20 protein-coding genes are annotated in these 18311 nt (G+C 43.1%); 10 read left to right on the forward strand and 10 right to left on the reverse strand.

Annotation, left to right across the window (positions count from 1 at the left end):
- Positions 1–23 precede the first annotated feature (23 nt).
- The 10 genes from AAEZ02_RS03505 to AAEZ02_RS03550 all read right to left on the reverse strand — a co-directional run bounded on the left by AAEZ02_RS03505 (position 24) and on the right by AAEZ02_RS03550 (position 11445).
- Positions 24–587: a chalcone isomerase family protein gene (locus AAEZ02_RS03505; protein ID WP_124014076.1), complete on the reverse strand. Its 564-nt coding sequence runs from the start codon at positions 585–587 to the stop codon at positions 24–26.
- Positions 588–729: 142 nt separating this feature from the next.
- The gene (locus AAEZ02_RS03510; RefSeq protein WP_351121979.1) at positions 730–1590 is read right to left on the reverse strand and encodes a hypothetical protein; all 861 of its coding nucleotides are present in this window, start codon (positions 1588–1590) and stop codon (positions 730–732) included.
- 102 nt (positions 1591–1692) lie between these two features.
- A complete protein-coding gene (locus AAEZ02_RS03515; RefSeq protein WP_351121982.1) occupies positions 1693–2862 on the reverse strand; it encodes a DUF5692 family protein in 1170 nt (389 codons plus the stop codon).
- Positions 2863–2942: 80 nt separating this feature from the next.
- A complete protein-coding gene (locus AAEZ02_RS03520) occupies positions 2943–3833 on the reverse strand; it encodes a hypothetical protein (protein ID WP_124014079.1) in 891 nt (296 codons plus the stop codon).
- A gap of 603 nt (positions 3834–4436) precedes the next feature.
- Positions 4437–4553: a DbpA RNA binding domain-containing protein gene (locus AAEZ02_RS23715; RefSeq protein ID WP_459178790.1), complete on the reverse strand. Its 117-nt coding sequence runs from the start codon at positions 4551–4553 to the stop codon at positions 4437–4439.
- Between the two features lie 327 nt (positions 4554–4880).
- Positions 4881–5897: a formate dehydrogenase subunit gamma gene (locus AAEZ02_RS03530; protein ID WP_124014080.1), complete on the reverse strand. Its 1017-nt coding sequence runs from the start codon at positions 5895–5897 to the stop codon at positions 4881–4883.
- 48 nt (positions 5898–5945) lie between these two features.
- Positions 5946–6542 (reverse strand): formate dehydrogenase FDH3 subunit beta, encoded by a 597-nt coding sequence (gene fdh3B, locus AAEZ02_RS03535; RefSeq protein WP_101033847.1) that lies wholly within the window; start codon positions 6540–6542, stop codon positions 5946–5948.
- Positions 6543–6570: 28 nt separating this feature from the next.
- Positions 6571–9429 carry a molybdopterin-dependent oxidoreductase gene (locus tag AAEZ02_RS03540; protein WP_351121985.1) on the reverse strand — a complete coding sequence of 953 codons (2859 nt, stop codon included), beginning with the start codon at positions 9427–9429 and terminating at the stop codon, positions 6571–6573.
- An 18-nt stretch (positions 9430–9447) separates the two neighbouring features.
- Positions 9448–9645, reverse strand: coding sequence for a twin-arginine translocation signal domain-containing protein (locus AAEZ02_RS03545; RefSeq protein WP_101033849.1), 198 nt, complete (start codon positions 9643–9645; stop codon positions 9448–9450).
- A gap of 726 nt (positions 9646–10371) precedes the next feature.
- Positions 10372–11445 carry an alcohol dehydrogenase family protein gene (locus AAEZ02_RS03550; RefSeq protein ID WP_351121988.1) on the reverse strand — a complete coding sequence of 358 codons (1074 nt, stop codon included), beginning with the start codon at positions 11443–11445 and terminating at the stop codon, positions 10372–10374.
- 69 nt (positions 11446–11514) lie between these two features.
- Here AAEZ02_RS03550 and AAEZ02_RS03555 point away from each other — a divergent pair, with 69 nt between their 5' ends.
- From AAEZ02_RS03555 to AAEZ02_RS03600, 10 genes are all read left to right on the forward strand, one after another.
- Complete coding sequence (locus AAEZ02_RS03555; RefSeq protein ID WP_351121991.1) at positions 11515–12078, forward strand: TetR/AcrR family transcriptional regulator; 564 nt, start codon at positions 11515–11517, stop codon at positions 12076–12078.
- 239 nt (positions 12079–12317) lie between these two features.
- Entirely contained in the window at positions 12318–12536 is a 219-nt protein-coding gene (locus tag AAEZ02_RS03560; RefSeq protein WP_101034791.1) for a DUF6500 family protein, read from the forward strand.
- 327 nt (positions 12537–12863) lie between these two features.
- Complete coding sequence (locus tag AAEZ02_RS03565; RefSeq protein ID WP_124014083.1) at positions 12864–13757, forward strand: MlaA family lipoprotein; 894 nt, start codon at positions 12864–12866, stop codon at positions 13755–13757.
- Positions 13758–13760: 3 nt separating this feature from the next.
- A complete protein-coding gene (locus AAEZ02_RS03570) occupies positions 13761–14162 on the forward strand; it encodes an ATP-binding protein (protein WP_101033852.1) in 402 nt (133 codons plus the stop codon).
- A gap of 6 nt (positions 14163–14168) precedes the next feature.
- Positions 14169–14498 (forward strand): STAS domain-containing protein, encoded by a 330-nt coding sequence (locus AAEZ02_RS03575; RefSeq protein WP_101033853.1) that lies wholly within the window; start codon positions 14169–14171, stop codon positions 14496–14498.
- The gene (locus AAEZ02_RS03580) at positions 14491–15288 is read left to right on the forward strand and encodes an ABC transporter ATP-binding protein (protein WP_124014084.1); all 798 of its coding nucleotides are present in this window, start codon (positions 14491–14493) and stop codon (positions 15286–15288) included. The genes AAEZ02_RS03575 and AAEZ02_RS03580 overlap by 8 nt, the downstream gene beginning before the upstream one ends.
- Positions 15288–16082: an MlaE family ABC transporter permease gene (locus AAEZ02_RS03585; protein WP_101033855.1), complete on the forward strand. Its 795-nt coding sequence runs from the start codon at positions 15288–15290 to the stop codon at positions 16080–16082. The genes AAEZ02_RS03580 and AAEZ02_RS03585 overlap by 1 nt, the downstream gene beginning before the upstream one ends.
- A 12-nt stretch (positions 16083–16094) precedes the next feature.
- Complete coding sequence (gene mlaD, locus AAEZ02_RS03590) at positions 16095–16544, forward strand: outer membrane lipid asymmetry maintenance protein MlaD (protein ID WP_101033856.1); 450 nt, start codon at positions 16095–16097, stop codon at positions 16542–16544.
- Positions 16544–17119, forward strand: a complete 576-nt coding sequence (locus AAEZ02_RS03595; protein ID WP_124014085.1) for an MlaC/ttg2D family ABC transporter substrate-binding protein — start codon at positions 16544–16546, stop codon at positions 17117–17119. Before mlaD ends, AAEZ02_RS03595 begins: the two co-directional genes overlap by 1 nt.
- A gap of 9 nt (positions 17120–17128) precedes the next feature.
- Positions 17129–18286, forward strand: coding sequence for a PP2C family protein-serine/threonine phosphatase (locus AAEZ02_RS03600; RefSeq protein ID WP_351121996.1), 1158 nt, complete (start codon positions 17129–17131; stop codon positions 18284–18286).
- The last annotated feature ends 25 nt before the right edge of the window (positions 18287–18311 follow it).

An 18311-nucleotide genomic window follows, 5' to 3' on the forward strand; every position in this document is an offset into this window, starting at 1 on the left:
ACTCACTTATAGGGCAGGTATGGTTATAGATCTAACATGGCCTCTTTTAGATCATCATCAGTAGGATCTTCACCCAGCCAGATAGCCAGTAAAGCTTTTCTAAAGTCTTCGCCTTTGGTGACAGAGAGTTGCTTGTCGTTTTTATAGCTAATTACCCCTTGGCCAACGATGCTGACTAAGGTGAATTTATCTCCGGTTTTAATCGGCTCAGCAAAAGTGGCAATAAAGGCACTAATACCACTATCTATGGCCGAAGTATCGCCATGGGTAGCGAGCTGGAAACCATCATTCATGGCATCGGTCATTTTTTCTGAGGTGATCATATCTGAGGTGATATTGAGCTGGATAACCACAGGCGTTTGGCCATTAATCACCATTTTGGCATTGTCTGTTTGGGTTAAGGTAAATAGCGAGCCTACATATAAATCCATGAAGAATTTACTGCGAACGCCGGCACCATTGAGTTGCAAATGTTGTTCTTGCACTGTGAGGGTGTCGGGCAAGGTAACATCGCCGATCTGAGTATCGGCAAAGGCTGAGCTGCTACATAAGAGGACTAGGGCTAACCCAAGAGATTTTTTTATCATGATGAACTCCAATTTATAGATAAAACAAGGTTTTGATAACAAACGTTTTAGACTGCTAACTGCATAGACAACATAAGATCTAGCTAACAATTATGTTGAAACTCGTCAAGGTGGGCAGCACTGATGCTGCCCACCTTGATGATTAAAATGCTTGGTTGTATTCAACCCAGTAAGAGTCATCAGTGTCGTCACTGTTGTCAGTTTTGTAGTTGAAACGAATGTTTTGGCGCTGGTTCATTTGATAGGCGACGGCGATTTCACCTTGGAAACTTGGCATTTGTAGGCCGCCATCGCTCACGTCATCATGCCAAGATTTACCTTGTAGTTCTTCGGTGTAACAAGTGCTTAACAGTACCCAGAAGTGCTCAGAAAGGGTGTAACGGGTGTAGATCATACCTGTCATCACTGTTGATGCTATGTCGATACCACTGCTAGACATGTTAGTGGCGGCAGCCTCTTCTGGTGGCAGCAGTTGCGACATATTGTCTTCAACTACCACGGCGCCGGCATACAGAATTGGCCATATGTATAGGTCTTCGGTGACGGGAATGGTCATCACAGGACCCGCTTGGATGACAGCATAGTTACCGTAGAAGGGATGGTCACCAAACACGGCATCGGCTGACCAGCCTATACCATTGTTAGTGTTAATTGTGCCGTAACGTAGACGGAAAGACCGTTCAATCTTAGTATCGTTAAAGGTTGGAACTGATCCATAGGTAGGGTGAGAGACCATGCCACTAAACTTAGGGGTGTCGTTATCTTCATCGAAGACGTTTTTCGCTTCGAAAATTATCCCGCTTTTTTGACCGCTGGTGGCGGTCTTTTTAGACAACATCAACTGACCTTTGATGTTAAAACCATCGTTACCATAGGATGCGCCAACTGAGGTAGACACGTCTGTGGGGTCAGACATGTCAATATCATTTTTTATCTCTTCGGCAATGGCGCTAGCAGAAATCATTGAAGAAAGGATTGCTATAGTAAGTAATTGTTTTTTCATGTTTTACTCCAGATTCTTATCATTATCATTAATGTGTTTTATTAACGTATGGTCAAGCAGTGGAACGGTGGCATCAGCAGGGTGAGTGACTGATGCCCTGAGTTAAGCTAAGTTAAGCTGGTGATTTTTCCATTTTTTACTAAAGAAAACATAAGCATAAGCACTATTGATTAAGAAGCTGGCAAGGCCTGCAGCTAACATAAGTTCATCATTACGGGGTAAAGGCACTACGTTGCTTTCGTACATAAACGGAAAGCAGAAGTAGTACATAAACGAGCCTGCCAACGTAAATGCGCGGGCTTGTAACCAAGTGCCTTTTTTCACAAACAGGGCCGGTAGGGTCGCCGCAAGCAACACCATGGCTTGGGCTGTGGCAGAACCGGGGAAATTAAGGTAGACAAAGACGATATTCCACACGTCATAGGCGATGATCCAGAAGGTGGTCATGGCAGGCCAGATCATGTCTTGTTGTTTGCTCTTGTCGGCGGCAATCATGGCCCAGCCAGTCAAGGTGATGATGGAGAGCACGCCACCAATGGCATTTAAGATATTGGCCATATTACCCATAGTGAAATCTTGGGTCACGGCTTCGGCAATGTTAACGGCTAGGAAGGCGGCTGCGCCGAACTTAGCCCATTTTATATTCCCAATCTTAGTGAATCGTATTAAGGTGAATAGTCCAGCAGCGAAGATAACTGAATAGAGTTTTACCCATTTAAACCAGTAGGTGATGCCGTAGCTTGACCAGAGTGGAATAAGGACGATGGGCAGCAGGAACCAGAGTACGTAGTTACTCCATTTATAGCGGCGACATATTTCATTGAGTAGCATCAAACCACACAATACAAACAGAACATGGATGACAGCACGAACCATGTGCCATTCGTGGATCTTAAACTTGTCACCATCGAGGCTAAATTGGATTTGGCTGTCGTCGATGAACGTTAAACGGGCACCATCAAAATCAGTGATTTCATTGCCTGGGGTGCTAGTAATGACTAGCTCGCCTAAATGTTCATGCCATTGTTGTTGCTCAACCTTGTTAAACCCGCCAGATTGTTTCATGACGTTAACGTGGTTATTTTCAGTGAACTCTAGGCGATAGAATAAACTGCCTTCACCGGGTTTTCCGTCTCTTGTGCCTTGCCAAACTGCCCCTTGAAGCTGCATTGCATCTTGGCTTTGGGTGTCTGCTATGGCTTGCTGAGCACTGCCGGTGCCAAGGAGCAATAGCAGAGACAAGGCCATGGATTTGACTGTGATAAATTTCATATGCTTCCCCTCTTAGCGTGAACTCTTGGCAGTGTTGGCGTTGGCTTAAGCGTTTTGGCTTAAGCCAACGCCTTGCAGTACTAGGCCGTTTGTTTAACGAGTTTTGGTTCAAGGTCGCTAATTAAGGGCGCAGGATTGTCACCGCAGGGAGGTTCGTTTGTTGGGCTGGTTTTCTGCTTGTAGAAGTACCAGATTGCAAACGGGATATGCAGAGCCAAGTTGACAGCGCCCCAAACCCATAACACATTGTCATTAGCCCAGCTGCTGGAATCCATCAGGGGAGTGAATATGTCGGAATTGGATCTTATCAAGATGTGAAAAGCTAAGGTGTAAACTCGCGCTATGATATATAGCTCTGGACGGCCTTTGATGATGGGGTAAAGCTCAGCCGCCATCAAAATACAGAAGGAGCTAGCGAAGAAGCCAGGGTTTTCACCGAAGACGAAAGCTAAGTTCCAAGTTGTGTAGAGGAAGTTCCACGCCGCCGTTGAATAGAGCAGAAGATCATTTGGCTTGTCTCTGCCTATAACCCAGAACTGACGCTTACCATTCTTATAGCGAGGGAATGGAATTGTGATACATAAGATGAAACCACAAATAGCGTTGAAGTAGTTTGCCGTTGCAAAGTCTTTTAGCGTCGCTTCAGCAATGTTAAGGAATAACACTGCATAGAGCACTTTAAGTACCCAATCACCACGGAAGAAAGACAGCACCCGGTTTGGGTTATCGTTATAGAGCCAGGCAATCCTAGCACCACCGACAACAATAGCCGTTGGTAATAAAACGCTAACTGATTTTGCCCAGCGAAACCAGCCGTCTAAGTGATCAACCCATAAAGGGGCGGTGAGTAGGGACAGCACCCAAAACACTGCCGTTAGTCTTGGTGTCCGGCGCATGCCTTCAACCAATAAGAGTAAGAAAACGATGTAACCACTCATAGATACAACATATTGCCACACGGGGATTTCCATAATGCCTCCAGATAGCCCATTGAAAGAGTTTAACAACTCTATAACTAATTAGAGCTTATACTCTAAATTAGAGCATATACTCTAGTTTGTTGGAGGTTATGACTGTGATCTAGCTCTCATTCGTTATATCTCTGTTTGTATTTTTAGGTTGATTTTGAAATTTTGTGATCTAGTGTTGGTTTTTTGGTGGTAAATGTACTTTAAACGTTACTTTATTAGGTTTAACTTAGGTTGAACTTAGGTTTTTTTAGTGTGTTTAAGAGATATCTTTGGAGGCGGTAGGAAGGGATCGGTATTATATTTAAGCGCCAATAGGTACAAAAGGAGCCCTTAGGCTCCTTTTTTGATCTACAGGATTAATCTCGAGGATTGACCATATTGTTTCTTGGTTTGCATAGACGATGCTCGCGGCACCTGCTGAGCGGTCACGTTGAGGAGCTCAACGACCAAAGTCTTTAGCGTTCTCACCACCAGAGTTTTTAGCGTTCTCACCACCAGCTTCACCAATGTTCTGCGCTCTGTCACATACGTGAACTTTACGTAGATGCTGTAGAGCGTCTTTAGCCTACTTTCTGGTAAATCAGCGGTTGTTACTTGATCCTATTACTGGATTTGACCAATATAACGGCTGTCTATGTTAACTTCGTTAGCGATAGCACTAACGATATTACCCACACCATGTTCACGACCCATATCGATAACATAAGGTTTTATCTTCACATCTGGGTTATTGTTAAGGCTGTCGGCGTTGCCAAAACCTGTCTATGAAGTTTATATAATCCATTTTTATATTGCCTATTAACTACAATGATATTGGCAAGTAACATGTTTGTGTCCTAGCAACAGGCTGACGCTTAACCAATATAACTTATTGAATCGTTCTGCCAGTGAAAAAGTTTATTAAGCAGTTGATTAAATTCATCTTATACTTGCTCTCTTTTTGAACTAAAACCATTAGCTCCTGTCATAAAAAAACACCTTGCCAGTGACCTGACAAGGTGTTTGATTTATGCAATAAACGTGTGTGTTAACACCAGTATTATTGGTTTACTCTTTGTATTTTAATGTGCCATTGGCTTTAATTTCGTCGTACCACAAGTTATGGTGCTGTGAAGCCCAGTTTTCGTCGCAATAGCCCGAGACCATACACTCCATACCGCCTTCACTGAGTACGGTCGCCATCCAAATATGCACTATGGTAAACGCGACAATAATCACAGCGCTGACGCCATGTATAAGCAGCGCAAGCATTGACCATATTCGTGGTAAATCAAGTGTAGGGAAGACTAACATTATCCCGGTCACACTGATGCAAAGACCGAAAATAGCTAAGCTCCAGAACCACATTTTTTCACCCGCATTGGCAAACCCACTGTCTGGGTGTTTACCTTTAAACGGGCCAAAGTTAATGTAGCCACCGACTACTAAAAACCATTTTAAATCATACAGTTTAACGGTTTGTAGTGGCATCCACTTGATAACACACGCCAGCCAAGACACCATAAAAATGGGGCTAGACCAATCGTGGCTAAACTTGCTAAAGGCGATTATTCCTGCCCAAATATCGTCGCCGACATACGGGGCTAAGAAATGGCGTCCAAGCATAATGACCAAACCAGTTAACATCATGATTAGGCACGATACGGCCATAATCCAATGCAACCAAAGATCCGCTTTGCTCCAACGAAAGACCATTTTGCCGGAAAAGCCTTTACTCAGTGTAGATGGACCATTAACAAAGTAAAAGACTAAAAAGGCTACAAAAACCCCGACAAAAGCTAGGCCTAGTAACGGTTTTAGATAAGTATTTCGTAATATTTTGCCTTCATTACCCGCGACATTTATTAGAATATCAGCATCTACACCTTTATATGTGCTGTAGCCTGATTCACCGGCTTTTATTGCACGCCAGAGATCGGCATCACTGGTCATCGACTTTGCTTGTTGCTGGCTTGATTGTTCATCGGCGGCATACACAGGCACTGTAGCCAACCCCAATCCCATACACAGAACCAACAGAGCAAATATCCTGCGCAATGATTTGTTTAACATTAACGTTAACATTGTCACTCCTTAAAATGGCTGCGAACAAGGTCGCAGCCCATGCTCTGATTAGATTATTTCGCCTGTTTTAGGATCGTAACCCCAAATTGCATTGGGATTACCACGTGCTGCCATGCGCTGACGATAAATGTCAGATACTATGCCAGCGTCGCCCGCAAGTAATGCCTTAGTCGCACATAACTCGGCACACATGGGTAATTTACCTTCTGCGATACGGTTTGAACCGTATTTTAGATGCTCAGCTTCTGAATGATCTTCTTCTGGGCCACCGGCACAGAAGGTACATTTATCCATTTTGCCGCGGCCACCATAAGTACTCTTTTGCGGGAACTGCGGCGCACCAAATGGGCAGGCATAGAAGCAATAACCACAACCGATACACGTATCTTTGTTGTGTAGCACGATGCCGTCTTCGGTACGGTAGAAACAATCTGCCGGACACACCGCCATACAAGGTGCATCGGTACAATGCATACATGCGACTGAGATAGACACTTCACCAGGAACACCGTCGTTCAGTGTCACCACGCGACGACGTTGAATACCCCACTCTAAAGCAGAGTCGTTTTCGTTTTTACAAGCTGTGACACAACCGTTACATTCGATACAGCGCTTGGTATCACATAAAAATTTCATTGTAGCCATATTGGCAATTCTCCTCGCTTAACTGCAATTACGCTTTTTCAATCTGACAAAGCGATGCCTTGGTTTCCTGCATTTGAGTTACAGGGTCATAACCATAAGTCAATGCCGTGTTAGCAGATTCACCAATAACGTAAGGCACTGTGCCTTCTGGGTAGTTAGCCGCTAAACTTTCGCCATGCATGACACCGGCAAAGTGATAAGGCATCCAAGTCACACCAGGCTTAACGCGTGGCGTTACCATGGCCTTAATCTTAATGCGTCCACCTTCAGCGCCTTCTAACCATATTGAGTCACCATCGCGTAGTCCGCGATCCGCTGCATCCGCTGGGTTAATTTCAACAAACATTTCTTGCTGTAATTCTGCCAACCAAGGGTTAGAACGCGACTCTTCACCACCGCCCTCATACTCAACTAAACGGCCAGAAGTCAGTATTAAAGGATATTTAATAGAACTATCATGCTGTTGAATTGATTTATATAAGGTCGGTAAACGGTGAACTTGCATATCATCGTAAGTGGGATATTTAGCGACTAAGTCACGACGCGGGGTATACAAGGGTTCACGGTGGATAGGCACTTGATCGGGGAAATTCCACACGATACAACGCGCTTTAGCGTTACCATAAGGGCTACAACCATGCTTCACCGCGACACGCTGAATACCGCCAGAAATATCGGTTTTCCAGTTTTTGCCTTCAGCATATTGTTTCTCTTCAGCCGTTAAATCATCCCACCAGCCAAGCTGTTTAAGCATGCCTGAAGTGAACTCAGGGTAACCGTCTTGGATTTCTGCACCTTTAGAGAAGCTATCTTCTGCTAATAGATTTTTTCCTTGGTATTCAACACCGTAACGGGCGCGGAAGTTACCACCACCCTTTGACACATGTTTACTTGTGTCATACAAAATTTGAGTACCTGGATGTTTCTGTTCTGGTGTTCCCCAACATGGCCAAGGTAAACCGTAGGTTTCACCTTTTACTTCGCCACCGGCAGCTTCTAGGGTCTTATTGCTGAATAAGCCCCAGTTTTGGGTGTGTTGCTTAATACGCTCAGGGCTTTGGCCCGTCATACCAATAGTCCACATACCACGGTTAATTTCGCGAGTAATGTCTTCTATCACCAACATGTCGCTTGAATCTTTAGCGATACGCTTGGTGTACTCTTTATCAAAGCCCAGCTTTTGCGATAAGCGGTACATGATTTCAAGGTCAGTTTTCGATTCAAATAATGGCTCGATCACTTTTTCACGCCATTGTTGGCTACGACCAGAGTTAGAGACTGAACCCTCTGTTTCAAATTGAGTCGTTGCAGGTAACAAGTACACGCCATCTTGACGACGGTGCATAACTGCTGCCATGGTTGGGAATGGATCAACCACTACCACAGTGTCCATCTTGTCTAGTGCATCACGTACATCAGCCTGACGAGTTTCAGTGTTAACCGATTGTCCCCAGAAGAAGCCCATACGCACACGGTCTTTCTGAGCTAAATGCTCAGGCGTTTCTAACACACCATCGTGCCAGCGAGAACATGGAATACCCGGGGTATTCATTGGTACACGGCCTAAATATTTGTTTTGATCAAAGCGTGATTTAACCCAATCTAAATCTAGGTTCCAGACATTGGTCCAATGTTCCCATGCGCCAGAGGTTAAACCGTAGTAACCCGGTAGATTATCGAATAATAAACCTAAGTCAGTCGCGCCTTGTACATTATCGTGACCACGGAAGATGTTAGTACCACCACCTGAGACACCCATGTTGCCAAGCGCAAGCTGTAAAATACAATAAGCACGTGTGTTAGCATTACCCACGTGATGCTGAGTACCACCCATACACCAAATAACGGTACCTGGACGGTTATCAGCCATTAGTTTAGCGGCTTGGTAAACTTCTTCTTCGCTACAACCTGTGACACTGGCCACTTCTTTAGGTGGGAACTTCTTGGCTTCTGCACGAATGGATTCCATTTCGAAAACACGTTCTTTAATAAAGGTTTTATCTTCCCAACCATTTTCAAAGATGTGCCATAACATCCCGTAGATAAACGGAATGTCAGTACCAGGACGTAGGCCACAATGTAGGTCTGCGTGTGCAGCAGTACGGGTAAAGCGAGGATCGACAACGATTAATTTAGCGTTGTTTTTCTCTTTTGCGATCATGATATGTTGCATTGCAACCGGATGCGCCTCTGCAGGGTTAGCACCGATAAAGAAGATTGCATTGGCATTTTGAATATCATTAAAAGAGTTAGTTTGCGCACCGTAACCCCAAGTGTTAGCAACACCGGCTACCGTGGTAGAGTGACAAATACGAGCACAATGGTCGATGTTGTTCGTGCCCCACATGGCGGCAAATTTGCGATACATGTAGCAGCCTTCGTTCGAAAACTTAGCGCTACCCATAAAGTAGATCGAATCAGGACCTGACTCTTTACGAATATCCGTCATCTTGTCGCCTACTTCGTTAAAAGCTTGCTCCCAAGATATTTTTTTCCACTTGCCGCCGACCAATTTCATTGGGTATTTAAGGCGTTTTTCACCGTGACCATGTTCGCGTAATGCCGCACCTTTAGCGCAATGTCCACCATTGTTAAATGGGTGATCGAATGCAGGCTCTTGACCAGTCCACACGCCATTTTGTACTTCGGCATATACACCACACCCTACGGCACACGCACTACATACAGTACGTTTGATTTCAGTGGGTGCATTGTGAGGCACATCTTTGGCTTCAGCACGACGGATCATGCCAGTGCCCATCATTGATGCTGCCGCAATACCGCCGGTGGCAACACTCATTTGCTTCATAAATTGACGACGATTAATACCAAGCTTGTTTGAAGCTTCATTGGTAGGAGCCGTGATTGATTTGCGAGTTAATTTCATCGCTTAAATTCTCCTAAACTAGCCGCGTAAGCTATCGTAATAATTGCGAATGTGAGTTGTTTCTTGATAGCCTTTAGTGCGAGAAGTGCTAGCACTTTTTTCTGTTGCATTAGCAATATTCATGCCAGTTGCTGCAATCGCGACACTTGCTGTACCACCAATAGTGATGGCTTTTAGTAAAGACCTGCGATTCAAATCAAGTTGTTGCTTACTCATTAAATCTCCCATCGAAACGACTATTTTCTGCAACATGTTGTAGAGGTTGCATTTTTGTTGTATAAAAATGAATAATCACTACATATATATGTAGTGCTTATTTTCGCGGTCATACTAAAAGAATGAGAATAGGCTTAATTGATCTATATTAAGAATGTGGAGGTTTATTCATAAAAAAGCTAAAAATGTTTGCCAGATCACACTGGTGACTGTTCACTAAAACAGCAGCGATATAAAATCAATAGTCAGCGTCTGGCGAACGACGTCTTGCCTAGATTAATGCACCAGGGAAAGAGGCTGTTGAGATCGCAGTTTGGGTAGGATAATAGCTCTAAGCAGGGTTAAATGTTATTGAATGGTGTTAGCCCATTCGCTTTAGCCGCAAGCGTCTTAAGCAAGCATTGCTTAAGACAATCAACATCTTTGGGTAGGCTATCAGGTACAATTTTCTTAGAATGATTATATCAAATATCAGCCTAAACAAGACCAATACCGTGATCTATATGCTGGCGTTAAGCATAGATGCTGTTAAGGATCTCTTGAGTAGCGCGGCCGGATTGCTGTGTAGCAGGCTGATTGATTAGCTATCGGTATTAGTCGGTAATTGGCCCTGCGATTAACCATCTTAATCAGCAAATACACAGCCGTATAGTACCAGCGAGAAGTGCGTTGCATTCTTGTTTAACACTAGCGGGTTAGCAATAGCGGGTTAACACTAGCGATAAATTAGCTTGGCAGTAGGACGAATTTGCCAAAATGCTGTTTTTTCAAAAACTCAGTTTGAGCTTCTACAATATTTTCCAAAGCATATGTTCTTGCGACCAAAGGTTTTATTTCATTGTTTTCAATGTACCTTATTAGGTTGGGGAACACGGGTTCATCCCATGCCGTTGTACCGATCAACCCAATATCTTTTAAATAGAGTTGGCGAAGGTCTAATGACACAATCGGTCCCGCTATAGCTCCTGAAGTCACCAGGCGGCCACCGCGTTTTAATAGTTGCAGAGCACGGCCGAACTTATCACCGGCCACATTATCAATAACGACATCTATTGATAATTCACCCAACTCCTTAACGAGACTTGCCTCACGATCAAAGACACTATCTGCGCCCATTTTTTTCAGCTGGGCATGGTTTTTTAATGATGCGACCGCAATGATGTGCGCGCCTCGACGTTTCGCTAACTGAACAGCCGCTGAACCTACGCCGCCAGAGGCTCCCATAATTAACACACGCTCACCTTGGATAACCTGTGCTCTATGAAGCATGTTTTCTGCGGTGCCGTAAGCACACGGTATGCTCGCCAATTCATCATCTTGCCATGTTGAATCAATAGGGAAAACTTCTGTAGCCCGTACTTTTACGTATTGGGCGAATGCACCATCAAAGTCAGATGCCATCCAGATATTGTCCAACGAATCAAATCCATTTACCCGGATACAAGGTCGAATTAACACTCTCTTGCCAACAAGATGTTGATCGTGGTTTTCTGCTGTTTTTAAGACCTCACCACAACAATCTGTTCCCTGAATCAGCGGAAATGGTGTTGCCGCATTCCAGCCTCCATCAGCTAACGCTAGTTGATCCACGTTGTCGGCCATATTATTGGTTGACTCACTCACCTTGGCAGAATACCAGCCTAAACGAGTATTAATTTCGGTGTTGTTCACACCCGCCGCGAGCACACGAACGAGAACTTCATTTGCTTGCAGTTCTGGAATGGGGACATCTTTATAGACCAGTTGCTCCATTCCGCCACTGCCCATGGTCACAACGGCTTTCATTGTTTTATTCATCATTAGCACATCTTTCCTATAGAATGGTATTCGTTGTATAGTGGTCACTATACTTGCATGTAGAGGCGAAAATTGTCAAAAAAAAATGATATAATGCACACCGCTGAAAAGTTATTTTATGAAGAGGGTTTTCATCGCACAGGTGTTGCAAGGATAGCTTCAAAAGCAGGGACAACGCAGAGAACGCTCTATAAGCACTTCCCGTCCAAGGAAGACTTAGTTCTATGCATTATGGGTGAACGTGAGTCTCGCTACTTTCAAGATTTTGCTAGATCAGCGCGCTTAAATACATCTCACTTCCATGCACTGATCCCGTTTTATTCATTGCTGAATTGGTTAGAGAAAGAGGCTAGTCATGGCTGCTTTTACATGCACGCTTTAGCAGAATATAAGGGTAAGCACTCACGTATCGAGAATTTCGTCTTGGAGCACAAGCAGCGAATGCGAGTCGACCTTACTCAACGCTTACAGCATGACGGTATTTCTGATGACGATTTGGTTTCAATATTGATAATACTACTCGAGGGCGTAACCGCTATATCTGCAATTGGCTCACCTCGTGAGAACTGCCTGCAGGTGATCAAACAGGCTGAATGGATAATTAAGCAGAGTGCTAAAATCAAACACAATCAATAGCCTTGAGTATGACTGCAATTATGTTCAATGAGTTAATGTCGATTTTATAGCAGTCATAACCGTGGCGGTAGCTTTTTGGGCGCGACGCTAACGAAGAATTGACCGTGATATACCACTTTTTAAAATATCTGCAGATAATTTTTTGCGATGGCGATATCCTATAAACACCATCTGCTGATGGCTATACACTATCCGAGACAAACTATCCGAGACCCGAGGCAAACTACCCGAGATAAATGATGAGAGATGAATTAAGAGCTAAAATTATCGACGTTTGTGATAAAAAAATTGCCAGTAAAGGCGATAATGTGGGGTTGTCATTTTATGCTTTTTTTGCCAATAAAAATGATAATCCTGAGCTACTGATGGAAGTGGCGACATGGTGGATCCAGACTCATCAATTAGATCATTTCGTTAAGGCTGATAAAATTAAACAAATGATTAATAATGGCTTGTAATGATCTGCAGCACTTATGCGCGTTAAGTTATTCACAATCGGTTATGAACAACCCATCATGAACAACCCGTCATCAACCAACTAGTCATCAACAAACGATCAACGAGCATGTTAAGCCATACCTTAATGGATAAGGTGGGTCATTTAGCTGATTCGATCACGACATAAGTTATTTTTGAACGATCAATCAAACTTGTATTAATGGTTTCAGTGGTTTTAATGTTATATTTCCAATCTTGAGTATCGTAAACGATAGTAAATGTTGTGCTCAATACCAATATAGAGAGCAGATACTTTTGAATAAAAGCCGGAGGAATGGGTGGCAGTAATGGGTCGACTATTAGTTATTATGTTCACGCTACTGTTTTTAAGTGGATGTGCTAGCACCTCCACACCGGGTGATCCACTAGAATCGGTTAATCGAAAAAGTTGGTATTTCAATTACCAGATAATGGATAAACATCTGCTAAAACCCGCCGCCGAAGGTTATGAATATGTTCCTCTTTCTATCCGAAATGGTGTGACGAACCTGCTATCGAATTTAAGTGAACCGCTCTACGCCGTGAACAATCTTCTACAAGGTAAAGTGACCGACAGTGGCAGCACAGTGTTACGATTTGTATTGAACACAACAATTGGTCTTGTCGGTATTTTTGACCCCGCCACTGGCATGGGATTACCTAAGAAAGAAGAGACCTTTGCGCAAACATTTGGTGCATGGGGGATCGGTAATGGGCCTTATATTATGTGGCCTGTTTATGGCGCCAGCACGGCACGCAATACCGTCGGTGATTTTGTTGATATTTTTGTCTATCCTTTATCTATTCTTTCATTTGAGCAAAGAGCCGGTAAATTTGTAGTGGAAGGTTTAGACAGTAGGATTGAATTTCAGCAATATGAACCCATATTAGACGGGTCGTTAGATCCCTATGGCTATGTTAAAGATGTCTATCTGCAACGGGATGCGCACTTGGTCAATGATGGCCAGACCGATGAGATTGAGACTGATGAGTTTGACTTAGAGTTTGACATGGAGCTTGATGACGAACTATTAGGTGACGAACCACTTGATAACGAATTAGTAGATGAACAACCTTTAGATATTAAAACGTTAGAGACCAAACCATTAAATAACCAAGCAGTAGACGATAAACCGATAGACGATAAACCAATAGATGACAAAAAAGTAGACGACAAAACTCATTTCGAGATAACGGACTAGCCAATGTCAAACATCAAAACGTTTTCCTCTTGTACGAGTGAATTAAAAAATATTCGCGGATTTGTGATAGATGCTTGCCGCGACTTTCCTTTTAGCGAAGGTAAAGTCAATGAAATCGTATTAGCCGTTGATGAGGCTTGCGCCAATGTTATTCGTCATGGTTACCACATGTCGAGCAAAGGCTGTTTAGAACTAGTGATTAGCAGTCATGATGATCATGCGCTATTTGTGATTAAAGATGTGTGTTCGCAGATTACTGACAAGCAATTAACACCGACAGAAAATGATTTATGTAAACCCGGTGGATTAGGCCTTTGCCTGATCCATTATGTGGCAGAGAAAGTACGACTTATCCCGCATAAAGGTAAAGGCAATTGGTTAGAACTGACGGTTAAATTTAAGTGATATAAAATGAATATTGAAATTGAAACACAGAACAATTACCAAGTGATTAAGCTTTATGGTGAAGTGGATCTGAACAATTCGCGCAGTATCAAACTCGACATTATAAAATTAATTAAGAGTAAAAATAACATCATTGTCGACTTTACCCATCTGCAATATATCGACAGCTCAGGTATGGCGTCACTGGTTGAGGCGTTCAATGAAGCCAGAGAAAACGACACTGAGTTTCATATAGCTGGTGCCAACGGTTCCCCTCTTCAAGTACTGCAATTAACCCGGTTAAACACAGTATTTAACTTAGTAGATTCAGTAGCAGCTGTGAGTAACAATGGTTAAACCAATCATTACCGTAGAACATTTGTTTGCCCAATATGGCGACACCCATGTACTCAAAGATGTCAATTTAGAGGTCAAACCCGGAGAAATTCTGGTGGTGATGGGCGGATCTGGCTCAGGAAAAAGCACCTTGTTCAACCATATGCTTGGGCTTAAAACCCCGACTTCAGGCACTATCATGATTGATGGTGTGAATATTTTTACGGCCAAAAATAAGCCATTACGCAACTTACGTCAAAAAATGGGCGTGGCGTTCCAAGGCGGCGCACTGCTCAGTTCATTGACGGTGGCCGATAATGTCAGGCTACCCTTAGAGCAAAATACCGCTTTAGATACTCAAACCATTGATATTATGGTGCGGATGAAGCTTGAATTAATGAATATGGCTGGCACTGGTCATCTTATGCCCTCTGAGCTGTCTGGCGGCATGCTCAAGCGAGCCGGATTAGCTCGGGCGGTGATTATGGACCCTAAGTTACTGTTTTTTGATGAACCTTCTGCAGGGCTTGATCCCACCACCGCGGTAGAATTGGATGAGCTTATTTTAACCCTAAGAGATGCGATGAACATGACCATAGTGGTGGTGACTCATGAGCTTGAAAGTGTGTTTAAAATTGCCGATCGCGTGGTGGTATTATTTGCCGGAGAAGTGGTGGCTAACGGCACCGTTGATGAGATTAAAAATTCGCCAGATGAACGCATTCAACACATGATCAACCGTCAACCTAATACTCACAGAGACGATGGTGAGGTTTACCTTAATCGATTGTTAGATAAGGAAAAAACTTGATGTCGACCTTATTTGATTCGGTTAGTAAATTGGGCGCGGCAACCCGAAAAAACATTGATAGTTTAGGCTTAGCGACGTTATTTTTACTGCGCATTGTTAGCAGCCTATTCACTGGGCGGGTGTCATTTAAGCAAGTGATTAAGCAAATATATTTTATTGGTAATCGATCGTTAATCGTCATTATTGTGGCAGCATTATTTACCGGTATGGTCGTGGCACTGCAGTTTTACGATACCTTAGTGCGATTCGGCTCGGTAGATTTATTAGGGTCGGCAGTAGCCTTGAGCCTGATTAAAGAATTGGGCCCGGTGATGACCGCGTTAATGGTGATTGCACGGGTAGGGTCTGCGACCTGTTCAGAAATTGGCATTATGCGTAATGAGCAACAATTTGATGCGCTTGATTGCATGGCGATTAACAGTTACCGCTATGTAATGTTGCCAAGACTGCTGGCTGCGTTGATTTGTGTCCCTATCCTGACGGCCGTGTTTGACTTGGTGGGTATTGGCGGTGGTTATATTGTCGGCATACACATTCAAGGAGAAAGTCCTGGTGCGTATATTCAAGGTGTGATGGATACGATTAGCTTTAAAGATGTGTTAGTCGGTCAAATAAAGTCGTTGGTATTTGGTTTATTCATTATGTGGATACCCTTGTATTACGGCTATTATTTACACCGGAATCAAAAGAATATGGGCGCAGAGGGGGTCAGCAATGGCACCACTCAGGCGGTGGTAATGAGTGCAATTATTATGTTGTTTAGTGACTATATCGTTAGCTCATTAGCGCTTTAACTAGAGGTAACAATGAAAAACAATTACGTCAATTTTCTCGTCGGCCTATTTGTGTTAATCGGGAGCGGGGCCTTGGTATTTATGTCTGTTACCATTGGCGGGGCATCCATTTCTAATAGTGGTCAATATACCTTAGTTGCTAAATTTGAAAATTCTTCAGGTTTGAAAGAAGGTGCCTTTGTTGAAATGTCTGGTGTACGTGTTGGATTAATTCAATCAATTAATTACGACCCCAAAGCGTATGAATCTGTCGTTAAGGTGTCATTAGATAATTCGATTACCGTGCCTGATGATTCCGTGGCCGCTATTCGTACATCCGGTATTATCGGCGACAGATTTCTTAAAATTGCCAGCGGTGGCTCAGATATCAATATGACCGATGGTGATGAGTTTATTGATACTGAATCATCAATCAGTATCGAAGAGTTAATTAGCAAGTATATGTTTAGTCAGGATAAATAATGAAATCGATAATTTTTTTAATCATGTTGTTAGTGATGCCGTCTTTAGCTTTAGCGGCTCAAGAACCAACGGATCGCGTTAAATTAGGTGTGGCTGATATTATAGGTATTGCATCTGATAGTGCATTGTCAGCGGAACAGAAAAAACAATCACTCAGTAATGTGATTGAAAAGCATGTTGATCTACAAGCCTCAGCCCAACGGGTGTTAGGTAAGTATTGGAGACAGGCAAACGATACCGAAAAACGCCAATTTATGCTGTTATTAAAAGGTGTGTTAGTCGATACCTATATTATATTGCTAGAGGAATATGATAACCAAACGGTTGATTACACCAGTGAAACCATTAAGAAAAAAGTCTATGCGACGGTTGATACTGAAATTCATACCAAAGAGAATATTATTCCGGTTTCGTATCGACTTTATCAACGTAATAATGAATGGAAAATTTACGATTTTGTCGCCGAGGGCTTGTCGATGATCCGTACATTTAGCAATGACTATCGAAGAACGTTGAAACAAAGTGGTGTCAGTGGGTTAAATGAAGCCCTTGCTGCTAAATTAGCCCAAAAGTAAGGTTTTCCTTTGAGCATAGATAAAGCGCTAGCCAACAATATCATTGATGAAACCTTATGGTTTAAAACAACTTTGGCAGCCACATTAAGTGAGTTTAATTATTACTTAATTAAGAAGAATGGCCAAATTAGCTGTAATTTTTCATCCCTGTGTGATGATCATTACAGCAGACTCTATACGCAGTTTACCGCCATGTCGTTGCAACATAGCCTTGCTGAAATAATGCCATTAAATGATGATGGCAAGACATGTTGGGGGCTGCCCTTTGGTAAAGAATCGAGCTTATTTGATTGTATCATTTTGCTCGATTTACCTGCCGGCGTTGAGTCGCATCATGTTAGCGCCTTGTATTTCAAGCTACTGTACCAGTTAAAAAGTTTTCAATTTTCAGAAGCCTCTTCACAGCTTAATGCTGCTCAAGTGTGGATCCGCGACGAAATAGATGAGATTTCGCGCTTGCAACAGCTAATGTTGCCAGACAAAGGTATCGAACTCAGTTCGGTCAAAATGGCTTATACCTATAAAGCGATGAAAGGCGCCGGAGGCGATTATCTAGATATTGTCGATTTGGGTAAAAGTCGCCCGGACGTCCGAGGCGATGTAGGAATGATTATTGCTGACGTATCGGGTCACGGCCCCGCCGCGGCAGTAGAAACCGCCATGATAGACGCCATACTGCGCACCTTTGAGCCAAAAGATTTAAACAGCAGTTCTTCTGAAGTCCTCAATTATATCAATCAACATTTTTTCACTAAAAAGCCTCGCGGCAGTTTTCTAACCGCGACAGTGTTACGTTATAATTTCAAAGAAAAAGAACTTATTTATGCTAATGCCGGTCATCCCCACGCGTATTTGAAAAAAGCCAATAGACTCGTCGCCCTAGATCAAGGCGGCATTCCCATTGGCGTGCTGCGTGAACAAAATTGGGATACCTATAGTGTCAGCGTAGATGTAGGTGATATTTTGTTTGTGTATACCGATGTGGTTATCGAAACGCAAAATGCTCAAAAAGAGTTATTCGGTTTCGATCGTTTAGAAAAAGCCATCAGTGCTGCGCCCGATCAACCCGAGGCGATGCTGGAATATCTTGAGCAGCAAATGAAACTGTTTTGCGGTTATTCAGAATTTCAGGATGATTTGACCATGTGTGCTATCCAGTTTATTTAAGTTCAACTCGGGTTAGGGGACGGGA

The sequence above is a fragment of the Shewanella sp. T24-MNA-CIBAN-0130 genome (genome assembly GCF_040310185.1).
Classification (GTDB): domain Bacteria; phylum Pseudomonadota; class Gammaproteobacteria; order Enterobacterales; family Shewanellaceae; genus Shewanella; species Shewanella psychromarinicola.